General features: G+C 51.1%; 13 protein-coding genes. 8 read left to right on the top strand and 5 right to left on the bottom strand.

Translation table 11 applies throughout. The features are described 5' to 3' along the window. The first annotated feature begins 125 nt into the window (after window positions 1-125). From aspA to G451_RS31790, 7 genes are all read left to right on the top strand, one after another. Window positions 126-1,979 (top strand): aspartate ammonia-lyase, encoded by a 1,854-nt coding sequence (aspA, locus tag G451_RS0125400; RefSeq protein ID WP_084448806.1) that lies wholly within the window; start codon window positions 126-128, stop codon window positions 1,977-1,979. A gap of 39 nt (window positions 1,980-2,018) precedes the next feature. Then, entirely contained in the window at window positions 2,019-2,732 is a 714-nt protein-coding gene (locus G451_RS0125405) for a 4Fe-4S double cluster binding domain-containing protein (protein WP_027186426.1), read from the top strand. A gap of 134 nt (window positions 2,733-2,866) precedes the next feature. Beyond that, window positions 2,867-4,354: an AAA family ATPase gene (locus G451_RS33415; protein ID WP_051261916.1), complete on the top strand. Its 1,488-nt coding sequence runs from the start codon at window positions 2,867-2,869 to the stop codon at window positions 4,352-4,354. Then, window positions 4,351-5,301: a metallophosphoesterase family protein gene (locus tag G451_RS0125415; RefSeq protein ID WP_051261917.1), complete on the top strand. Its 951-nt coding sequence runs from the start codon at window positions 4,351-4,353 to the stop codon at window positions 5,299-5,301. The genes G451_RS33415 and G451_RS0125415 overlap by 4 nt, the downstream gene beginning before the upstream one ends. Then, entirely contained in the window at window positions 5,285-5,611 is a 327-nt protein-coding gene (locus G451_RS0125420) for a hypothetical protein (RefSeq protein ID WP_027186428.1), read from the top strand. The genes G451_RS0125415 and G451_RS0125420 overlap by 17 nt, the downstream gene beginning before the upstream one ends. A gap of 28 nt (window positions 5,612-5,639) precedes the next feature. Next, window positions 5,640-6,350, top strand: coding sequence for a hypothetical protein (locus G451_RS33420; protein ID WP_027186429.1), 711 nt, complete (start codon window positions 5,640-5,642; stop codon window positions 6,348-6,350). A 19-nt stretch (window positions 6,351-6,369) separates the two neighbouring features. Next, entirely contained in the window at window positions 6,370-8,160 is a 1,791-nt protein-coding gene (locus tag G451_RS31790; RefSeq protein ID WP_051261918.1) for a hypothetical protein, read from the top strand. Between the two features lie 95 nt (window positions 8,161-8,255). On the opposite strand, the gene epsC is transcribed toward G451_RS31790, so the two are convergent. From epsC to G451_RS0125465, 5 genes are all read right to left on the bottom strand, one after another. Further along, window positions 8,256-9,158, bottom strand: a complete 903-nt coding sequence (gene epsC, locus G451_RS0125435) for a serine O-acetyltransferase EpsC (protein ID WP_027186430.1) — start codon at window positions 9,156-9,158, stop codon at window positions 8,256-8,258. A 172-nt stretch (window positions 9,159-9,330) separates the two neighbouring features. Further along, window positions 9,331-10,731 (bottom strand): sigma-54-dependent transcriptional regulator, encoded by a 1,401-nt coding sequence (locus G451_RS0125440; RefSeq protein WP_027186431.1) that lies wholly within the window; start codon window positions 10,729-10,731, stop codon window positions 9,331-9,333. Continuing rightward, window positions 10,728-12,497, bottom strand: coding sequence for a two-component system sensor histidine kinase NtrB (locus G451_RS0125445; RefSeq protein WP_027186432.1), 1,770 nt, complete (start codon window positions 12,495-12,497; stop codon window positions 10,728-10,730). The genes G451_RS0125440 and G451_RS0125445 overlap by 4 nt, the downstream gene beginning before the upstream one ends. A 24-nt stretch (window positions 12,498-12,521) precedes the next feature. After that, window positions 12,522-13,715, bottom strand: a complete 1,194-nt coding sequence (locus tag G451_RS0125450; protein ID WP_027186433.1) for a DUF4405 domain-containing protein — start codon at window positions 13,713-13,715, stop codon at window positions 12,522-12,524. 747 nt (window positions 13,716-14,462) lie between these two features. Continuing rightward, window positions 14,463-15,032 (bottom strand): manganese efflux pump MntP, encoded by a 570-nt coding sequence (locus tag G451_RS0125465; protein WP_027186436.1) that lies wholly within the window; start codon window positions 15,030-15,032, stop codon window positions 14,463-14,465. Window positions 15,033-15,210: 178 nt separating this feature from the next. On the opposite strand from G451_RS0125465, the gene G451_RS0125470 reads away from it, so the two are divergent. Next, entirely contained in the window at window positions 15,211-16,134 is a 924-nt protein-coding gene (locus tag G451_RS0125470; protein WP_245587873.1) for a GGDEF domain-containing response regulator, read from the top strand. Window positions 16,135-16,211: the final 77 nt, after the last annotated feature.

Raw genomic sequence — 16,211 nt, forward strand, 5'->3', positions numbered from 1 at the left:
GGTGAGAGTTCGCCCTTCTCTCCAATGAGTTGATGTTGCCCGTCAAGAGTTATATGCATGTGACCAATCAGAACATCACAACCGGCGAATCATCAACCCCTCTGAGCCTTCCACAGGAGTTCCACATGACAGATTCTCTCTCGAAACTACGCCAGTTTGTATTATTTGCTCCGTTGCACGAAGACGACCTGGCGGAGTTAGCGCATTTTATCGAAGAACGGCATTTTACATTAGGGGAATATCTCTTTCGTAGCAACACACCTCGGCAGGAATGCTTCTTCATTCTTTCCGGAGAAGTGGAGATTGTAAAAGGAGATTACGAAAATCGTGTGCTTGGACGTATCGGAGAAGGGAGCGTCGTAGGAGAAGGACTTATCCTCGCTGAAGAAACCCACCGGAACTCCTGTCTCGCAGTGGTTCCAACGACAGCACTCTCCATTGGTAAGCCGGGCCTGGAAACCTTTTTCACAGAACGTCCCGAAGCCGCTCGTCTCATCCTTACACAAATTGTAAGTCTCACGACGGATCGCTTGCAACGCGCCGGCAATGTGGCCACATTGGGGTGTGCAACCGGCCTCTTCGGCGGAAAAACTCGACGCGAGCATGACCTTTTAGGGGAGAAGGATGTTCCCTCCGATGCATACTTCGGCATTCAAACATTGCGTGCGCTGGAGAACTATCACATCACCGGCATCCCGTTGTTCCATTTTCCGAATCTCATCAAGGCTCTGGCCTATGTGAAAAAGGCCGCAGCCAAGGCCAATATCAAACTCAAAGAGCTTGATCCTGACGTTGGACGCGCGATCATTGCTGCTTGCGATGAAATTTTGGAAGAAAAACTTCACGATCATTTTGTTGTGGATATGATTCAAGGCGGTGCTGGAACGTCCACCAACATGAACGCCAACGAAGTCATTGCGAACCGTGCCCTTGAAATTCTTGGGCACAACCGTGGTCACTACGACAAACTTCACCCCAATACGCATGTCAATATGGCACAGTCCACAAACGATGCGTATCCGACGGCTCTACGCCTTGCCATTTTGCTCAGCTATTCAGAACTGACTGAGGCACTCTCCGGATTGGCATACGAACTCAAACAAAAGGCTGTAGAATTTTCAGATATTATTAAAATGGGTCGTACCCAACTCCAGGACGCGGTTCCCATGACGCTGGGCCAAGAATTCGATGGCTTCCGTGTGACGATCAAGGAAGATATTGATCGCATTCGAGACGCGGCCGACCTCTTCTGTGAAGTCAACCTCGGGGCAACCGCCATTGGCACAGGCATCAATGCCCGATCCGATTATGCCGGCCTTGCTGTTGAAGAACTGGCGCGTATGACCAACCTGAGCTTGAAACCGGCGGAAAATCTTGTTGAAGCGACCTCGGATATGGGGGCATTCGTGGCCTTTTCCGGTATGCTCAAACGCCTTGCCGTCAAGTTGTCGAAAATCTGCAACGACCTGCGTTTGCTGAGTAGTGGCCCTCGGACCGGGATCAATGAAATCAACCTGCCTCCCATGGCACCGGGGTCATCCATCATGCCGGGGAAAGTCAATCCCGTCATTCCCGAAGTGGTGAACCAGGTAGCCTTCCAAGTCATCGGCAACGACATAGCCATTACCATGGCTGCCGAAGCCGGTCAGCTTCAACTCAACGTCATGGAGCCGTTGATAGCCTTTAATACCTTTCAGTCATTAACCATGCTCACCAGAGCCGTCTCCACGCTCACCAGTCGGTGCATCAGCGGCATCACAGCTAACGCTGACGTTTGCCGTGCCAGTGTGGAACGCAGTATCGGTATTGTCACAGCCCTCAATCCGGCTATTGGCTATGAAAACGCAACACGCATAGCCAAGAACGCCTTGGAAACGGGACGTGGCGTACTTGAACTTGTGCTTGAAGAAGGATTACTCGACAAGGAACAGGTCGAAGATTTGCTGTCCCCCGAGTCCATGACCAAACCTCGGCGATAAACCGACCCTTTACGCCACAATTGCAAAGGATTGTACATCATGACCGAACCTCACCCCCTGCTTGATGACGTCTTCCACTGGGGAGCCGATCTTGTCGCGGTTGCCGATACGACACGGTTGGCCGGCATTGAAACCGAGCCAGCAGGATTGCTTGACGGATTTCCGCGTGCTGTTTCCATGGCAGTACGCCTTTCCAGTGCCATCGTGGACCAGACCAAGACCGGACCGACGCCGCTGTATTCGCAGCATTACATCCGTGTGAACAACCTGCTGGACGATCTTGCCGTTCGCCTCACGAACCGACTTCAAGAAGAAGGTGCACGGGCACTCCCGCTTCCGGCGAGTCAAATCTTATGCGAAACACGCTTTACCTCCTACTTATCGCATAAAGCTGTCGCGATTGCCGCTGGCTTGGGATGGCAAGGCAAGTCGTTATTGCTTGTCACCCCGCAATATGGTCCACGGGTCAGGCTGGTTACGGTGTTGACCGACCACCCCTTGCCGCCTAATGAGCCGCTCACCAATCATTGTGGAAAATGCACCGCCTGCACCGATGCCTGTCCAGCCGGAGCCATCAAGAATGTCAACACTCAACTCCATTACGCCACCCGAAATGAAGCGGTCGACTTGGACGCTTGCGTCAGAAAACTCAGGGAATTCTCCACGCAGGACCATATTCGCCCGTATATTTGTGGAGTCTGTGTCAGCGCATGCCCATGGGGAAAACCAAAGACGCGTCGTCAAAATCACTAACCGGCATTTGGCCGACGTATCATCCAGCGCACGCCGGCCTAAAAGAGCACCAAGCACCACAATACATCGTGGGCCAGCTCGCTTGGAAAGCATACCCAACTCGTGTAGCCAAGGTGGTAAGGAACGATCATCGCATGATAAAAAAACTGATTCTGAAAAACTTTCTCGCACACGGCGATACCGAGATCGAATTTACACCAGGCCTCAATATTCTATCCGGCCCCAACAATACCGGTAAATCGGCTGTGGTTGAGGCATTGCGCTGTCTCGCTGAAAACCCGGTTCCACAACACTTTATCCGGCATGGAGCCAAAGAAGCCCGTGTCTGTGCGGTTCTCGAAGACGATGTGACGATCACTTGGATTCGGCGCAAAACCTACGCGCTCTACGAAGTGCAGTATCCGAACCGTGAAGCCCCTGAAGTGTTTGCAAAGTTTGGTCGTCGTCCACCGGACGATATCCGCAGCCTCCTCCGCTTGGATCAAGTCGATATAGAGGGGGGAAAAACGCTTGATGTCCACATCGGCAACCAGCGCGAACCTGTGTTCTTGTTTCGCGAGTCCGGACCGGTCCAAGCCTCGTTTTTTGCATCGTCTTCGGAGTCAGCGCACTTGCTGGCCATGCAAAAGCGTCTTGCCGAAAAAGAACGCTCGTCCAAAAAAGACCTCAAGCGATTGAACCGGGAAATGGCGGACACCGCCCGATTCCTTGACCAACTTGCCCCGCTTCCTGCCATTGAACTCACCGTAGAGACTGCCAACCGACTTTTGCGCGAACATCATGTCGTAGCCGATGCGGTCTCTCGCCTCCATGACATATTGCACACGCAAAACGCCCTGAACACGACAATTCATACGGCCACGGCAAAACATCGGGCCATGGCTGCTCTTATTGCCCCTCCGGGATTATGGCCATCGGGCAATCTGGCTCGCCTGCTCCGAACCTATCGGGATCTGACGAACGCGCACGACATTGCTCAACGAAAAAAGCGGTCAATTGACCCAATGCTCCCTGCTCCTACACTTTTTCCAAGCACGTCATTGCGCAACTTCATTGATCGCTTTCTGCAGAAGCAGAACGACGCTGACTCGACGGCATCCCGACTCCGAGTCCTCGGTACTGCCCAACCTGCTCCGGTATTATTCGATACGACAGGTCTCAATGCCATTCGCCAACGTCTTGATACTCTCAAAGCCGGGCTCAAAGTCGCTACACATCGCACCCAAGCGACCACAGGTCTTGTGGCACCTCCCGATCTTACCGCAATCGACCGTCTGGAGGACGTGATAACGGCACTACGCAACAAAACGAACGCATCCCACCTTTTACGCAAAAATGCCGTGGCGCTTGCCAAGCTCACACCGGTTCCAGAACTCCGCGATGTCAGCGACCTGGCAGGGCTTATTCCTCGTCTCACAAAGAGCCGGCAAGATGTTGAACGCGCTCGCCAACGCTGCATTGCCGAGCAATCCAAGCTGGAGCATTGCCGTGTGCAGATTGAAAAACGACTTACTGAGATAGGACATTGTCCATTGTGCGGTGCGGATCTGGACGAAGCCCATGCCACGCGCTTTCTTCACGAATCGAGGGCGAATGACGAAGACGTACGGAGTACCAAATGACAACGCTTCCCGAAATTCACACATCGGGCTTCTTCTTTATTGCGGATGCGCATTTGGCAGGCCGCCCCCCAGGACAGCGCTTGGAAGGATATCAGGAACAGATTCTTGCAAAAGTCGAGGCATGCCTTATTGAAGCAGCCAAACGCGATATGCTTCCCGTATTTTTGGGAGACCTCTTTCATTGGCCTCGTGAGAACCCCAACAATTTACTTGTGGCCTTGATCGCTCTATTCCGCGACTACACGCCGTATGTCTTGGTTGGCAATCATGATAAATACGAAGCGCGATTGACGACGGATGTTTCTTTGGCTGTTTTGGAAGAAGCGGGTGTAGTGCATGTGATGAAAGAGGCAGGCCCCGTTCTACGCGCTCATATGCCAGGCGCCAATGTGGTGCTTGGCGCATCGCCGGATGGAACTCCGCTCCCCACACACTATGACAAAGAAGAAGATGAAACGGTTGTCTGGATAAGCCACCATGGAATAGGATTTCCCGATTTTCGTGATCGTCCCATACGCATCAGCGAGATTCCCGGAGTGGACTGGGTCGTCAATGGGCATATCCACCGCCCCCAACCAACGGAAACGTGTGGTCAAACTCGTTGGGCCAATCCGGGCAATATTGTGCGTCTCACGTTTTCTCAACGGTCTTTAAAGCGTATTCCGGCCGCCTCATACTGGGTTCCCGGATGCGATGATATTGAACATTGGCCCGTGCCGCACCTTCCCTTTTATGATGTCTTCCCGGACCAGGATTTTCCTGTTGAACCGGAAGGACAATCCAGCGAATCTCGTTTTCTTGAAGGACTTGAGCGTCTTGCCTGGAAACGAACTCGCGAAGGCGTAGGACTGCGCCAGTTTCTCCAGGATAATCTCACCCCGGAAACACCGGAAACTGAACTTATTTGGAACCTCTACAAGGAAGTGACCGATGTCCAAAACAAATGACAACACCACGGCAAACGATGCCGTATTGGAAAAAGAATTAGCTGATTTACGTCGTGAATACGAACGGTTGCGCGATGACAAAGTCCGAGCAGAACAAAATCTCGACAACCTGACGGCGCAACTCAAGGACTTAGAGCAACGCGCCCAAACGGAATATGGCACAGCCGACCCCAAAGAACTTGAAGAACTTCTCGCGACAAAACGCGCAGAAAATGCGAAACTCGTTCACGAGTACCGTGAACATATCACCATGGTGCGCGAAAATCTGGATGCAGTGGAGCGAGGACTCGACGACGAGTCCTCCGTGTGATCCTCACCAACTCTTTGAGGAGGTTGTTATGTCGTGGAAAATTACAATTGGCATGATGGCCCTGGTTCTGCTCATTTCTACCGGTGCGTCAGCCGCCGACATGGACTTTTTTGACAGTTGCACCCCGCAAATGGAAGCCGAGTTCATTGCGCAGGCCCGCTCCGACCCGCATGCAGCCTTGAACGCAGCCTTATGCAGTGACAGCCTTATTCGCGCCAATGACGGGAATCGGGAAATCTTAGCCGAAAAAGGTCTCTACTGGGCTCAAAAAGCCGTTACGGCCATGCCCGATAGCGCTGCTGCGCAACTTGTCACAGCAATTTTGCTTGGATACAAAATCAAATATGATTCTTTCGTAAAAAAGATGTTGGAAGGGCTCGACGTTGTACCGCTCATCGAAAAATATGCGTACGAAGCTGCCCGGCTTGACCCCTCCATCGCAAAAGGAGGGCCTGACCGTGTGCTTGGAGAGCTCTTTTTCAAGGCTCCCGACCCACCGGAAAGTATTGGCAATATGGCGATTGCCATCGAACACTTCCAGCGTGCCGTATCATATGGTCCAAATTTCGCCTTGAACCGTTTACTGCTGGCGCGGGCGCTTATCCAGAAGGGGGAGTCGCTCAAAGGATGTGAACAACTCCAACAGGCCCGCGACGCCGGCCCACAACCCATCCCCGGAGTCGTTGACAACATCTTTGCCCTATACCAGAAGCACTGCCTTAATTCCGAAAGCAACTAACCTTTTTCAGCGATCATATATGAAACACAGTATTTGGGGGTACGTTGGCTGCGTGGCGCTATTGTGCCTGCTGTCCGTTGGTATCTCTCCAGTCTCTTCCGGACATGCCCAGAACACGACGGAAACACCCGCATTGGTTTCAGCCGAAGATGGCGCGAAGCCTGTGGACAATTCTCCCGTGACGTTTGATAGATCTCGGGAAGCCGAATTCATCGATGCCGTGGGCTCACTGCTCGAAACAGTGACGAATAATGAGGCCAAATTAGTTAAGCTTGGACGGGCATTATCCCGGGCCAAAACCGAAGACGAGCGTAACAGCATCAAGACCGACATACAAAATACCGAAGCGGTCTTAAACAAACAACGCCGGTCTCTTCGCGAAATAGCATCGGGTCTGTCGAGTCTTGAATTCAAGCCCGGAACAGTAGAAGACGTGGATTGGAAATCCGAGTTGCAAGCGCTGCTGGGCCCCTTATTCCGCGAACTCCGCCAGTTTACCCAACGCCCGAGAAAAATAGAGGCGTATCGTACAGAAATCGCCTCCAAAAAAGCTTTGCTCTCGAAAATTGATCAAGCCCTCAAGCGAATCAACGACCTTGCCGATGCGACCGAAGTCAGAGTCATCGACACCTATCTTGACACGGAAAAGAAACGACTCCTTGAACAACAGGCACAAGTCGAAAACGACATCGCCGTGGCAACATTGCAGCTCCAGCAAATCCTTGATGACCGGGGTTCTTTGACCGAAACGATAAGTGGCCTGTTTGCGATGTTTTTTAAGACACGAGGCAAAAATCTCCTTATTGCCATAGGAATTTTTTTCGGCGTTCTTGTCGTTCTTCGTGCCTTCCATGCACTTTTTCGCCAACGTATTCTTTCCGGGCGCTTCCGAAGCGATGGTTTTGCGTTTCGTCTGCTTGATATCAGCATCAGTGCTTTTGTCGTCCTCATGTCTGTTTCAAGCGGCTTGGCTGTTTTGTATGTCTCAGGCGATTGGGTTCTCCTCGGTTTGTCCATTGTTCTCGTCGTATCCATTGCGTGGTCTGCAAAACAAGGCATAGGCGCCTTTTTCGAACAGACCAAACTTCTCCTCAATCTTGGAGCTGTCCGTGAGGGGGAGCGCATTGTGTATAATGGTTTACCCTTTCGTGTGGAACGACTCCACTATTACACCACCTTGATCAATCCAGCATTAAGCGGTGCTCGTCTTCGTGTACGGCTCGACGACCTCATCAACCGCAGCTCTCGCCCCTATAGTGAAGACGAAAGATGGTTCCCCACTGACCCCGGTGATTGGGTCTGCCTCAATGATGATACCTTTGGCCAAATAGCTTCGCAAACATCCGAATACGTGGTCTTGACCCTTTTCGGAAACACCCCGAAAACCTATATCACGACAGACTTCCTCGCGAAGGAACCTGCAAATCTTTCAGGAGGCTTCAATGTGCGTTCAACATTCGGCGTCGATTATCGTCACCAATCCGAAGCCACTACGGCAATCCCGGAACGTCTTGAAGCATCAGTGAGAGCCGCGTTCACCAAAGAAGGCTACGATCACAATTTGGTCTCTCTCACCGTAGATTTCAAGGAAGCCGGCGCATCTTCCCTCGATATCGCCATTTATGCAGCATTTACTGGCGATGTTGCCTCGGCTTGCTTTCAGCTTGAGCGGTTAATTCAAAAAACTGCAGTTAATACAGCAACAACCTGCAACTGGGTTATACCATTCCCGCAACTCACCGTTGAACAACGCATTGTCACCAGTGACACACAGGAAAAAAAAGAAGACGAGGAAGCCTCCCCTTCGTAATGGAGGGGCTTTCTCGTCCTGTTATCATCTTCACTCGTTTTCTCGGACGCGACAGAGAGTTCTTGTCGCGTCCGAGAAAACGAGTTGCTGTATTGTTATTCCTCGGATTTATACTGGATGATCTTGGAATGCGGTGGCACCGACTGTGTGAGCCAGACATTCCCCCCGATGGTTGAACGTTCCCCTATGGTGATTCGACCGAGAATCGTTGCACCGGAATAGATCGTAACACGATCTTCCACCACCGGATGGCGCGCAATGCCTTTGATGAGCTTGCCGGCATCGTCCTTCGGGAATGACTTGGCGCCGAGCGTGACCCCCTGATAAATACGTACATGCTTCCCAATGATGCACGTCTCTCCGATAACAGTGCCCGTTCCATGGTCAATAAAGAATGATTCGTCGATCTCCGCACCCGGATGAATATCGATGCCCGTTTTAGAGTGCGCCATTTCCGTAATAATTCTCGGAATCAGGTCCACTCCCAAATGATACAGTTCATGGGCAATTCGATAATGTGTTAAAGCGATAATCGACGGATAACAGAAGATGGTCTCACCGGGACTTTTCGCTGCCGGATCACCCTCAAAAGCCGCAAGCACATCGGAAGAGAGCAATTCTCTGACTTTGGGCAAGGTAGAAATAAAGCGTTGTGTCAATACCGCCGCTCGACTTTCGCACTCCATGCACGTTCCCAACTCTCCGTCACAAAAAAAACAGAAACCACGCTTGATTTGCTCGGCCAAAAGCCGTGACACGGCATCAAGATTGGCACCAATATGATATCGCATGGATTCCGGTGAAATTTCACTCAGACCATAATACCCCGGGAAGATGACGGCACGGAGCTTCTCCATAATATACGCCAACGTCTCAATGGACGGCATCGGCTGATCATGCAACGGACGATGGTACACATGCTTGTATGAATCGGGGCAACACAGTTTTTCAACGACATCATCGAGTGAAAGAACCGGTTCCTCTTGTGGATTAATCATGAACAACTCCTCAAAAATACACTCTGCTTTCCCTTGTTGGAAAAGACAATGAATTGACGTGGCCATCCGACGGCACACCTCTTATGCTGTAGCATGGCACACCCCTTCGTGCCAGCTCATTCTTTATCTGTTGAGAGAAGACATAAGACGAGGTGAACGTGAATCGACGACGTTATTCTCCGGTTCTCCGTTTGGCGAGACCAAATTTTTTAAGCTTGTATTGTAGCGTTCGCCGACTGATCCCCAATGCAGTGGCAGTCCGCTCTCGGTGTCCTCCCGTTCGTTTCAATGCGGCCAAGATGGCCTGGCGCTCTGCTTCATCAAGCGAAGCTTCACCACTCTCCTCCTCGATGGCTGAAGGGAACGACGATGCAGGAAGAGACGAATGAGGAACCGTGTTCGCAGCGTGAATATGCGGTGGCAACGACTCGGGGCCAATCGAGTCGGAACGTGACAAAATAAGCGCCCGCTCCAAGACATTTTCAAGTTCTCGAACGTTCCCGGGCCAGTGGTAATGTGACAAGGCATCAAGAAAAGCCGGTGTGACCCCGCGTACAGCCTTCCGGTTTTTATTGCCAAGTTTTTCTAAAAGAAAGCCGACAAGCAGCGGTAAATCATCAAGACGGTCACGCAGAGGCGGAATGGATATTTCCAAGACATTCAACCGAAAATACAAGTCTTCTCGAAAGCGACCGGCTTGAATCTCGTGATATAAATTTCGATTGGTAGCGGCGAGAATACGGACATCGGTTTCCACAGGCCGCACACTGCCTAGTGGCTCGACAACACGTTCTTGAATGGCGCGCAAGAGCTTGGCCTGTAAAGCCACCGGCATTTCTCCGATCTCATCAAGAAAAAGCGTACCTTCATGCGCGAGTTGAAATCGACCAGGTTTATCGCGCACCGCCCCGGTAAATGCACCCTTCACATATCCGAACAGTTCGCTTTCCAGTAACTCGGCAGGCAAAGCCGCACAATTGACCTTGATAAGCGGGTTATTGCTTCTCAGACTGACGGCATGAAGCCCTTCGGCCACAAGCTCCTTCCCCGTTCCGGATTCACCGAGGATAAGGACGGACGCTTCGGTTGGTCCCACCTGATTGATAAGCTCGCGCACTTCGCGCATACTGGGAGAATCGCCAATCAACCTCGGAGGACCGGCACGATCTGAAAGCTGTTGACGTAAACTTCTATTTTCCGCCAAAAGCCGGCCATATTCGCGAGCTTTATTGACAACTGCCAGCAGTTCATCGTTATCAGTCGGTTTGGTCAGATAATCGAATGCACCATGTTTCATGGCCTCGACAGCACTGCCCACACTGCCGTAGGCCGTCAACATAACAACCGGAAGCGCGTCGTTGCGCTTTCGAATAGCACGCAATGTTTCCATCCCGTCCATACCGGGTAAGTGGATATCAAGAAGAACCACATCGGGCGGCAATGCATTGTCAATGAGAGCCAAGCCGTCTTCTCCCGACTCCGCTTCGTCCACATCATACCCGGCATCAGTCATCACAGCCCGGACCATGAGGCGATGCCCACCTTCATCATCGATAATAAGAATTTTCGTCATGATACTATTTCATCGTCGTTTATCGAATCCGATGGGGTCGGCTCTGGCAAGAGAATATCAACACGCGTTCCCTTCTCCGGAGACGATTCAATATGGACGCGTCCTTTATGTTCGCGAATAATCTTATGGACAATGGCCAATCCTAATCCGGAACCGGATTTCTTCGTCGTGTAAAACGGCTCGAATGCTTTCTCACGTTCTTCCGGATTCATGCCCGGTCCATCGTCGATAATACTGATGCGTATAACATCGAGTTCATGGTTCGCAGCCACAATGACCGTACCACCCGTCTTTTTCAAAGCAGATAAGCTGTTCATAATGAGATTGAGCAAGACCTGCTTCAATGCATCGGGGTCAGCATAGACGGTTTCAGTCTGTAAGGCTGTCGCCAGTGTAATGGTTTCGTGATCGTAATCAAAGCTGACCAATTCGCAAATGTGCGCCACGAGCTGCGGTAAATTAATTTTTTTGGCATCAATAGCCCGCGGTCGAGAAAGAAAAAGCAAATCCGTAACGACGCGGTTAAGGCGATCAGCTTCACTCACCATCGTTTGAGCGTATTTTTCTTCAGGATCCTTCCCTTTCAGCTTGGATGCAAAAAATTGGGCGAATCCGCGCAAGGAACTCAATGGATTCCGGATTTCATGCGCCACTCCAGCAGCAAGACGACCGATGGCAGCAAGCTTCTGTGTTTCCCGGAGAGCTTCTTCCAGCGAACGAATCCGGGTACGATCACGCAGAATAACCAAAGCGGCGTCACGATCATTCGCTGTCATATTTTTACTGAATGCATCAGCAAGCGGGACGGTAAGCAACTCCAAAGAAAGTCCTTCCCGATCAAGTTGTTGCCATATCAAGCCAGAAGACGACGCAGGTGCGCCCTCGTCAACGTGTTCAAGGTCACGAGTCAACCCATCAAACGATGCTCCAACCAACTTTTCCCCATCAACATCAGGTAATCGACCCAAAATAGCTTTTGCAGCCGGATTTGCGGCTTTGACGATGCCATCTTCATCAAGGGTCAACAAGCCGTCTGGCAAAGCATCGAGGAGTTTGGAGCGAAATGTTTCAAGACGCACGACACGACCGGATTGCTCCCGCCTGCGAAAATAAGCGAAAAGCAAGGCCAGTAACGTGAATGCAACAATGAGTACATACCCGGTCTGCAGGATCGCATTACGCTTGAAGGTATTGTACAGCGCATAGTGCTCGGCCTTGTTCAGGCCAACCAAAAGGATGATTTCTTCTTTAAATGACGGAAGAGCACCACTGCGGGATGGACGCAAATACGCCATACCTTCACGGGCACGTTCGGCATAGGCAAGCAGTACCGTTTTTCCCGACTTCAGCGTTCCTAACCACTCTCCCGTTTGTTTGATCACCTCTTGAGCAGTCTGGGGCAAGTCCAGTCCCCGGGGCGGGATTTGGCCAGCATTGCCAGCAAACAAAAAGAGGCGTCCGGTCTTATCGTATGCCCCAAGGTAATCGACCTCTCCCGAGGCAACAAGTTCCCCAAAAAACTCCTTGGCGCGTGCTTGAAAGATATCCGGGGCGACCAGACCGAACCGACGCTCGCCGCGCAACAAGTTGGTTTGGACTCCCCGTAACATAGTCCTGGCAGAAAGCAGGACGTGCTGATCAATAAATTGTTGCTGTTGACGCAGGTTTTGCCACGTAACGAAAACAAGCCCCAAGCCGAAAACGACCAATGAGGACACGGCCAGAAACAGAGGACCGCGCTGCTGTTGCCTGAAACCGATATCCATAATTTTGCCGGCTCCCGGCCAAGCTTATTGTTCTGTCATGACGATGGCGTAAATGTCATCGACTGTTTTGGCGTTTTCCAGAGCAACTTCCCGGAAGGTCATATCGCCGAAGGCGGTAATACCGGCCTTGGCTAATCGGGCCTGCATCTCCGACAGTGCAATGCCGGACTGACGAGCAAAATCGGCCAACATCATGGTATCAAGCTCTGTAGGGGCCGATTGCTGTCCAGCAGGAGGAACATCTTGTTCCGCGGGTACTATCGCCGTCGGGGGCGCGGGTTCTGCTGTTTGCGTTGGGATCGGAGGCTCGGCCGTCTCTGGCGGTGTCCCCCCCGTATTGTCTGCCGAATCGTTGTCATCCAGGATGATATCGTTCTTTTCTCCGGGATTACCACGCACCGACGGCACATCTTCCCGCAATGCTTGGTAGATATCAAAAGTTGACAAATTGTTGGATGCGGCAATTTGAGACAAACTCATATCACCTGTTGCAGCGATATTGGCTCCGGTCAACTTGTGTAAAACGGCCTGGCAGTCCAGACCATACGCCGTACAGATTTCATTAAGCCGCATACGCCCAAGGCCCGCCGGAGGATCATCGGGCAAACCGGCGGCTGTGGCTTCTCCCGTATCACTGGCCGACGACATGGTTTCATAGACTGCGCCGGGGGCAATGCCGTTTTGTGCGGCAATTTCCGTCAATGTCCATTCTGATGATGGAACATGAATATTATGAACCCGCAGCACGCCAATGGCCTTATCCAGGTCGATATTCATACGGCTGGCTACAGCGGCAATAGAATCCGATTGTGCACCGACATACGGGGGAACACCATACGCGTCCGCGTAACTCTGTTCGATGAAACCACGTAAGCTGCCGAACTGCGCCATGGGAGGCAGCCCAAGCGGCACTCCGAGGATGATATAAGCCAAAATGACCGCGACAATCATAAAATCGCGACCAAACAGTGTGTTATCGGATTTCACTCGTTCAGTAAGGCGAGCCCAATTCAGCCCCAAATGCAACACGGCGGCAATGATGAAAACAAGGAATAAACTTGCAAAAAGCGCACTCCATTGGTTCGCCGTCAGAAAAAGAATCCCCCAACCTGACCATGAGGCCACGGCATCGGCCGGAGTCGCAAAGACGACCAGCCCGGATAAAACAAGAAAAGGAAGCGTCAGGGCAAGAAGCAGCGAAACGGTTTTGCGAAACATAATCACCCCTTAAAGGCTCTCAATGGTATTATACGTAGGACGAATACAATACGATTGTCCCAAATTTCGCCTGACCTCACAACAGGATAACTGGGAATTCGTAAAATGGCTTGCATCAATAATGAGCATACAATGGGGGCTTTCGTACCAGGACTTGCCGGAACGCTCAATCCAGAGGGGAAGTGAATATACAAAAAAAAGACTTTTTTATCGACTTTTTTCAAAAAAACATGCTATGGGGATGGAAAGCGTGTCATCCGTTGCACAAGCCTCCATGCCGTATGTTTATGTTTTCGAAGGATGGTTGCCCAAAAAAGAACGGGACTGGCGGCGAGGGTGGGTTCCGCCAGTCCCGCTCCATGGCATGGGTGGAACGAGAAGGAGTAAAGGGTTCATGACGTGTGCGGGAATTGTGGGGCTTTCCCGCGGTCTCCAGACTTGAATTGGAGGACGATTGGCAGTCGTCTTCCGGCAAGGGTGTTTCGTGATCGGAAGTGGGAATCCGATCGGTAAAAGGTTGGCATCGGTTGCACTTCACGATCTTTTATGCGGGATGCGTGCCAAATTTTATAACTTTAAAATTCAACATATTGCAAATTTTAAAAATTACTCTCGCCATATTTGTGCAATTTTTTGCACAAATATGTGCAAATTTGTGCAACTTCTCATGGCACGCCGTCACATCTGTGCAAAACAATTTCAAGTATGCCTGTAAAGATCATATCGAGTGCAAGCTGGTGGCATGGCTCAAGAAAACACCCCATGATCGACAAGAACCTTCACTGCAAGTCCCAAAAGCACTACTGCACCAAGCACCTCGCACCGCCCCCCCAAGCTCGTAACATTTCCAAGCGTTGTTCCAAGACGTAGGCCCACAGCTGTAAGCAAAAATGCGGTCAAGCCAATAACAAATGCCGGAAAGAACACCGGCACATTCAACAACGAAAGAGATAATCCAACCGCCAACGCGTCAATACTCGTTGCGACAGAAAGCGCCACCAACGAAACTCCGCGTGTTGGATCTTTGCGTTCATCGTTCTCATCATCGCCAAGTGCTTCGTGCAGCATTTTCAATCCAATGGCTGCAAGCAATCCGAATGCGATAAAATGGGCATATCGATCAACAAAATGGCGAACCGTCAAACCGAGGTACCAACCAACCACCGGCATCATTGCCTGGAATAATCCAAAGTGCCAGGAAAGTCGGAAACTTTGACGAGAAGTGACCACACGAAGACGAACTCCCGTAGCGAGAGCGACAGCAAAAGCATCCATAGCCAATGCGACGGCAATGGCCAAAAGCTCAAGGAGAGACATACAGCACCATACATGTTAGGGGTTTAAACATTCAAAGAATCCACGGTGCTCACCGATGAGAAGCAAACAAGAAAAAACAATGCTTCATACTGACAGGATGACAATGGCGACCCTTTGCTTTAGCTTTACATTCACACGTCCAAAAACAAAATAAAACGATTCTGCAAATGGACACCGTATGTATCAACATGACATGATATCGCGCCCACATATCCTTCTTGTTGACGATATGCAGGACAACCTGATGATTCTCGCAGAGTCTTTGAAAAATCGCTATATATTGAGTTCTGCGACGAACGGTATCACAGCCCTCAAATACGTGCATGAAAATCCTCCCGACCTTATCCTTCTCGACATTATGATGCCAGGCATGTCCGGGTATGACGTTCTCAAACGTCTCAAGGCCGACGAATCTTCGCAGCACATTCCTGTCATCTTCATTACAGCGCTCGGCGACGAGCAGGAAGAAACCATGGGCTTACATATGGGCGCCGTCGATTATATCCGCAAGCCCTTCAGTCCAGCCGTAGTCAATGCGCGGGTGGAAACACACCTCGAACTCAAGCGTAAAACTGATCTCCTCGAACGACTGGCGTCATTCGACAGCTTAACCGGTCTCGCCAATCGTCGCCGGTTCGACGAATATTTGGGACGCTCTTGGCGTCAATGTACACGCTCCAGCTCTTCCTTAGCCCTTATTATGGGCGATATCGACTTTTTCAAAGAATATAACGATTGCTATGGACATACTCAAGGCGATCAATGCTTGCGTGATGTGGCCCAAGCTCTGCTTCTTTCGGCAAGAAGGCCGACTGATCTTGTCGCTCGGTATGGAGGGGAAGAGTTTACCATCATGCTGCCTGAAACCGATTGTGATGGCGCCATGGCCGTTGCCCAAAATATTCTTCACAATGTTAACCAGCTCCACCTGCCTCATGCAACGTCATCATGCTCCAAACACGTGACGATAAGCTTGGGGGTCGCCGTCACACGCCCCGCGCAGGCAACATCAAGTGCCTCCCTTCTTCAAGGAGCAGATGCCATGCTCTATGAAGCCAAAGCACATGGGAGGAATAGGGTTTATGGCCCCGTGACCGTATGAACGTATAGTCTTTCAGACGAAGTATCGGCCTGACTTGTCCATTGCTGAAGTTGTCATGCCGATTAACATTAACAAGG

The sequence above is a fragment of the Desulfovibrio inopinatus DSM 10711 genome (assembly GCF_000429305.1).
Classification (GTDB): domain Bacteria; phylum Desulfobacterota; class Desulfovibrionia; order Desulfovibrionales; family Desulfovibrionaceae; genus Alteridesulfovibrio; species Alteridesulfovibrio inopinatus.

Bases quoted from the DNA above. Each gene is read 5' to 3' on its own strand.
- G451_RS0125445 (WP_027186432.1), bottom strand. From the start codon at position 12,497: ATGGATATCGGTTTCAGGCAACAGCAGCGCGGTCCTCTGTTTCTGGCC.
- G451_RS0125415 (WP_051261917.1), top strand. From the start codon at position 4,351: ATGACAACGCTTCCCGAAATTCACACATCGGGCTTCTTCTTTATTGCG.
- G451_RS0125470 (WP_245587873.1), top strand. From the start codon at position 15,211: ATGTATCAACATGACATGATATCGCGCCCACATATCCTTCTTGTTGAC.
- G451_RS0125405 (WP_027186426.1), top strand. From the start codon at position 2,019: ATGACCGAACCTCACCCCCTGCTTGATGACGTCTTCCACTGGGGAGCC.
- G451_RS0125420 (WP_027186428.1), top strand. From the start codon at position 5,285: ATGTCCAAAACAAATGACAACACCACGGCAAACGATGCCGTATTGGAA.
- G451_RS31790 (WP_051261918.1), top strand. From the start codon at position 6,370: ATGAAACACAGTATTTGGGGGTACGTTGGCTGCGTGGCGCTATTGTGC.
- G451_RS0125465 (WP_027186436.1), bottom strand. From the start codon at position 15,032: ATGTCTCTCCTTGAGCTTTTGGCCATTGCCGTCGCATTGGCTATGGAT.
- G451_RS0125450 (WP_027186433.1), bottom strand. From the start codon at position 13,715: ATGTTTCGCAAAACCGTTTCGCTGCTTCTTGCCCTGACGCTTCCTTTT.
- aspA (WP_084448806.1), top strand. From the start codon at position 126: ATGACAGATTCTCTCTCGAAACTACGCCAGTTTGTATTATTTGCTCCG.
- G451_RS33415 (WP_051261916.1), top strand. From the start codon at position 2,867: ATGATAAAAAAACTGATTCTGAAAAACTTTCTCGCACACGGCGATACC.
- epsC (WP_027186430.1), bottom strand. From the start codon at position 9,158: ATGATTAATCCACAAGAGGAACCGGTTCTTTCACTCGATGATGTCGTT.
- G451_RS33420 (WP_027186429.1), top strand. From the start codon at position 5,640: ATGTCGTGGAAAATTACAATTGGCATGATGGCCCTGGTTCTGCTCATT.
- G451_RS0125440 (WP_027186431.1), bottom strand. From the start codon at position 10,731: ATGACGAAAATTCTTATTATCGATGATGAAGGTGGGCATCGCCTCATG.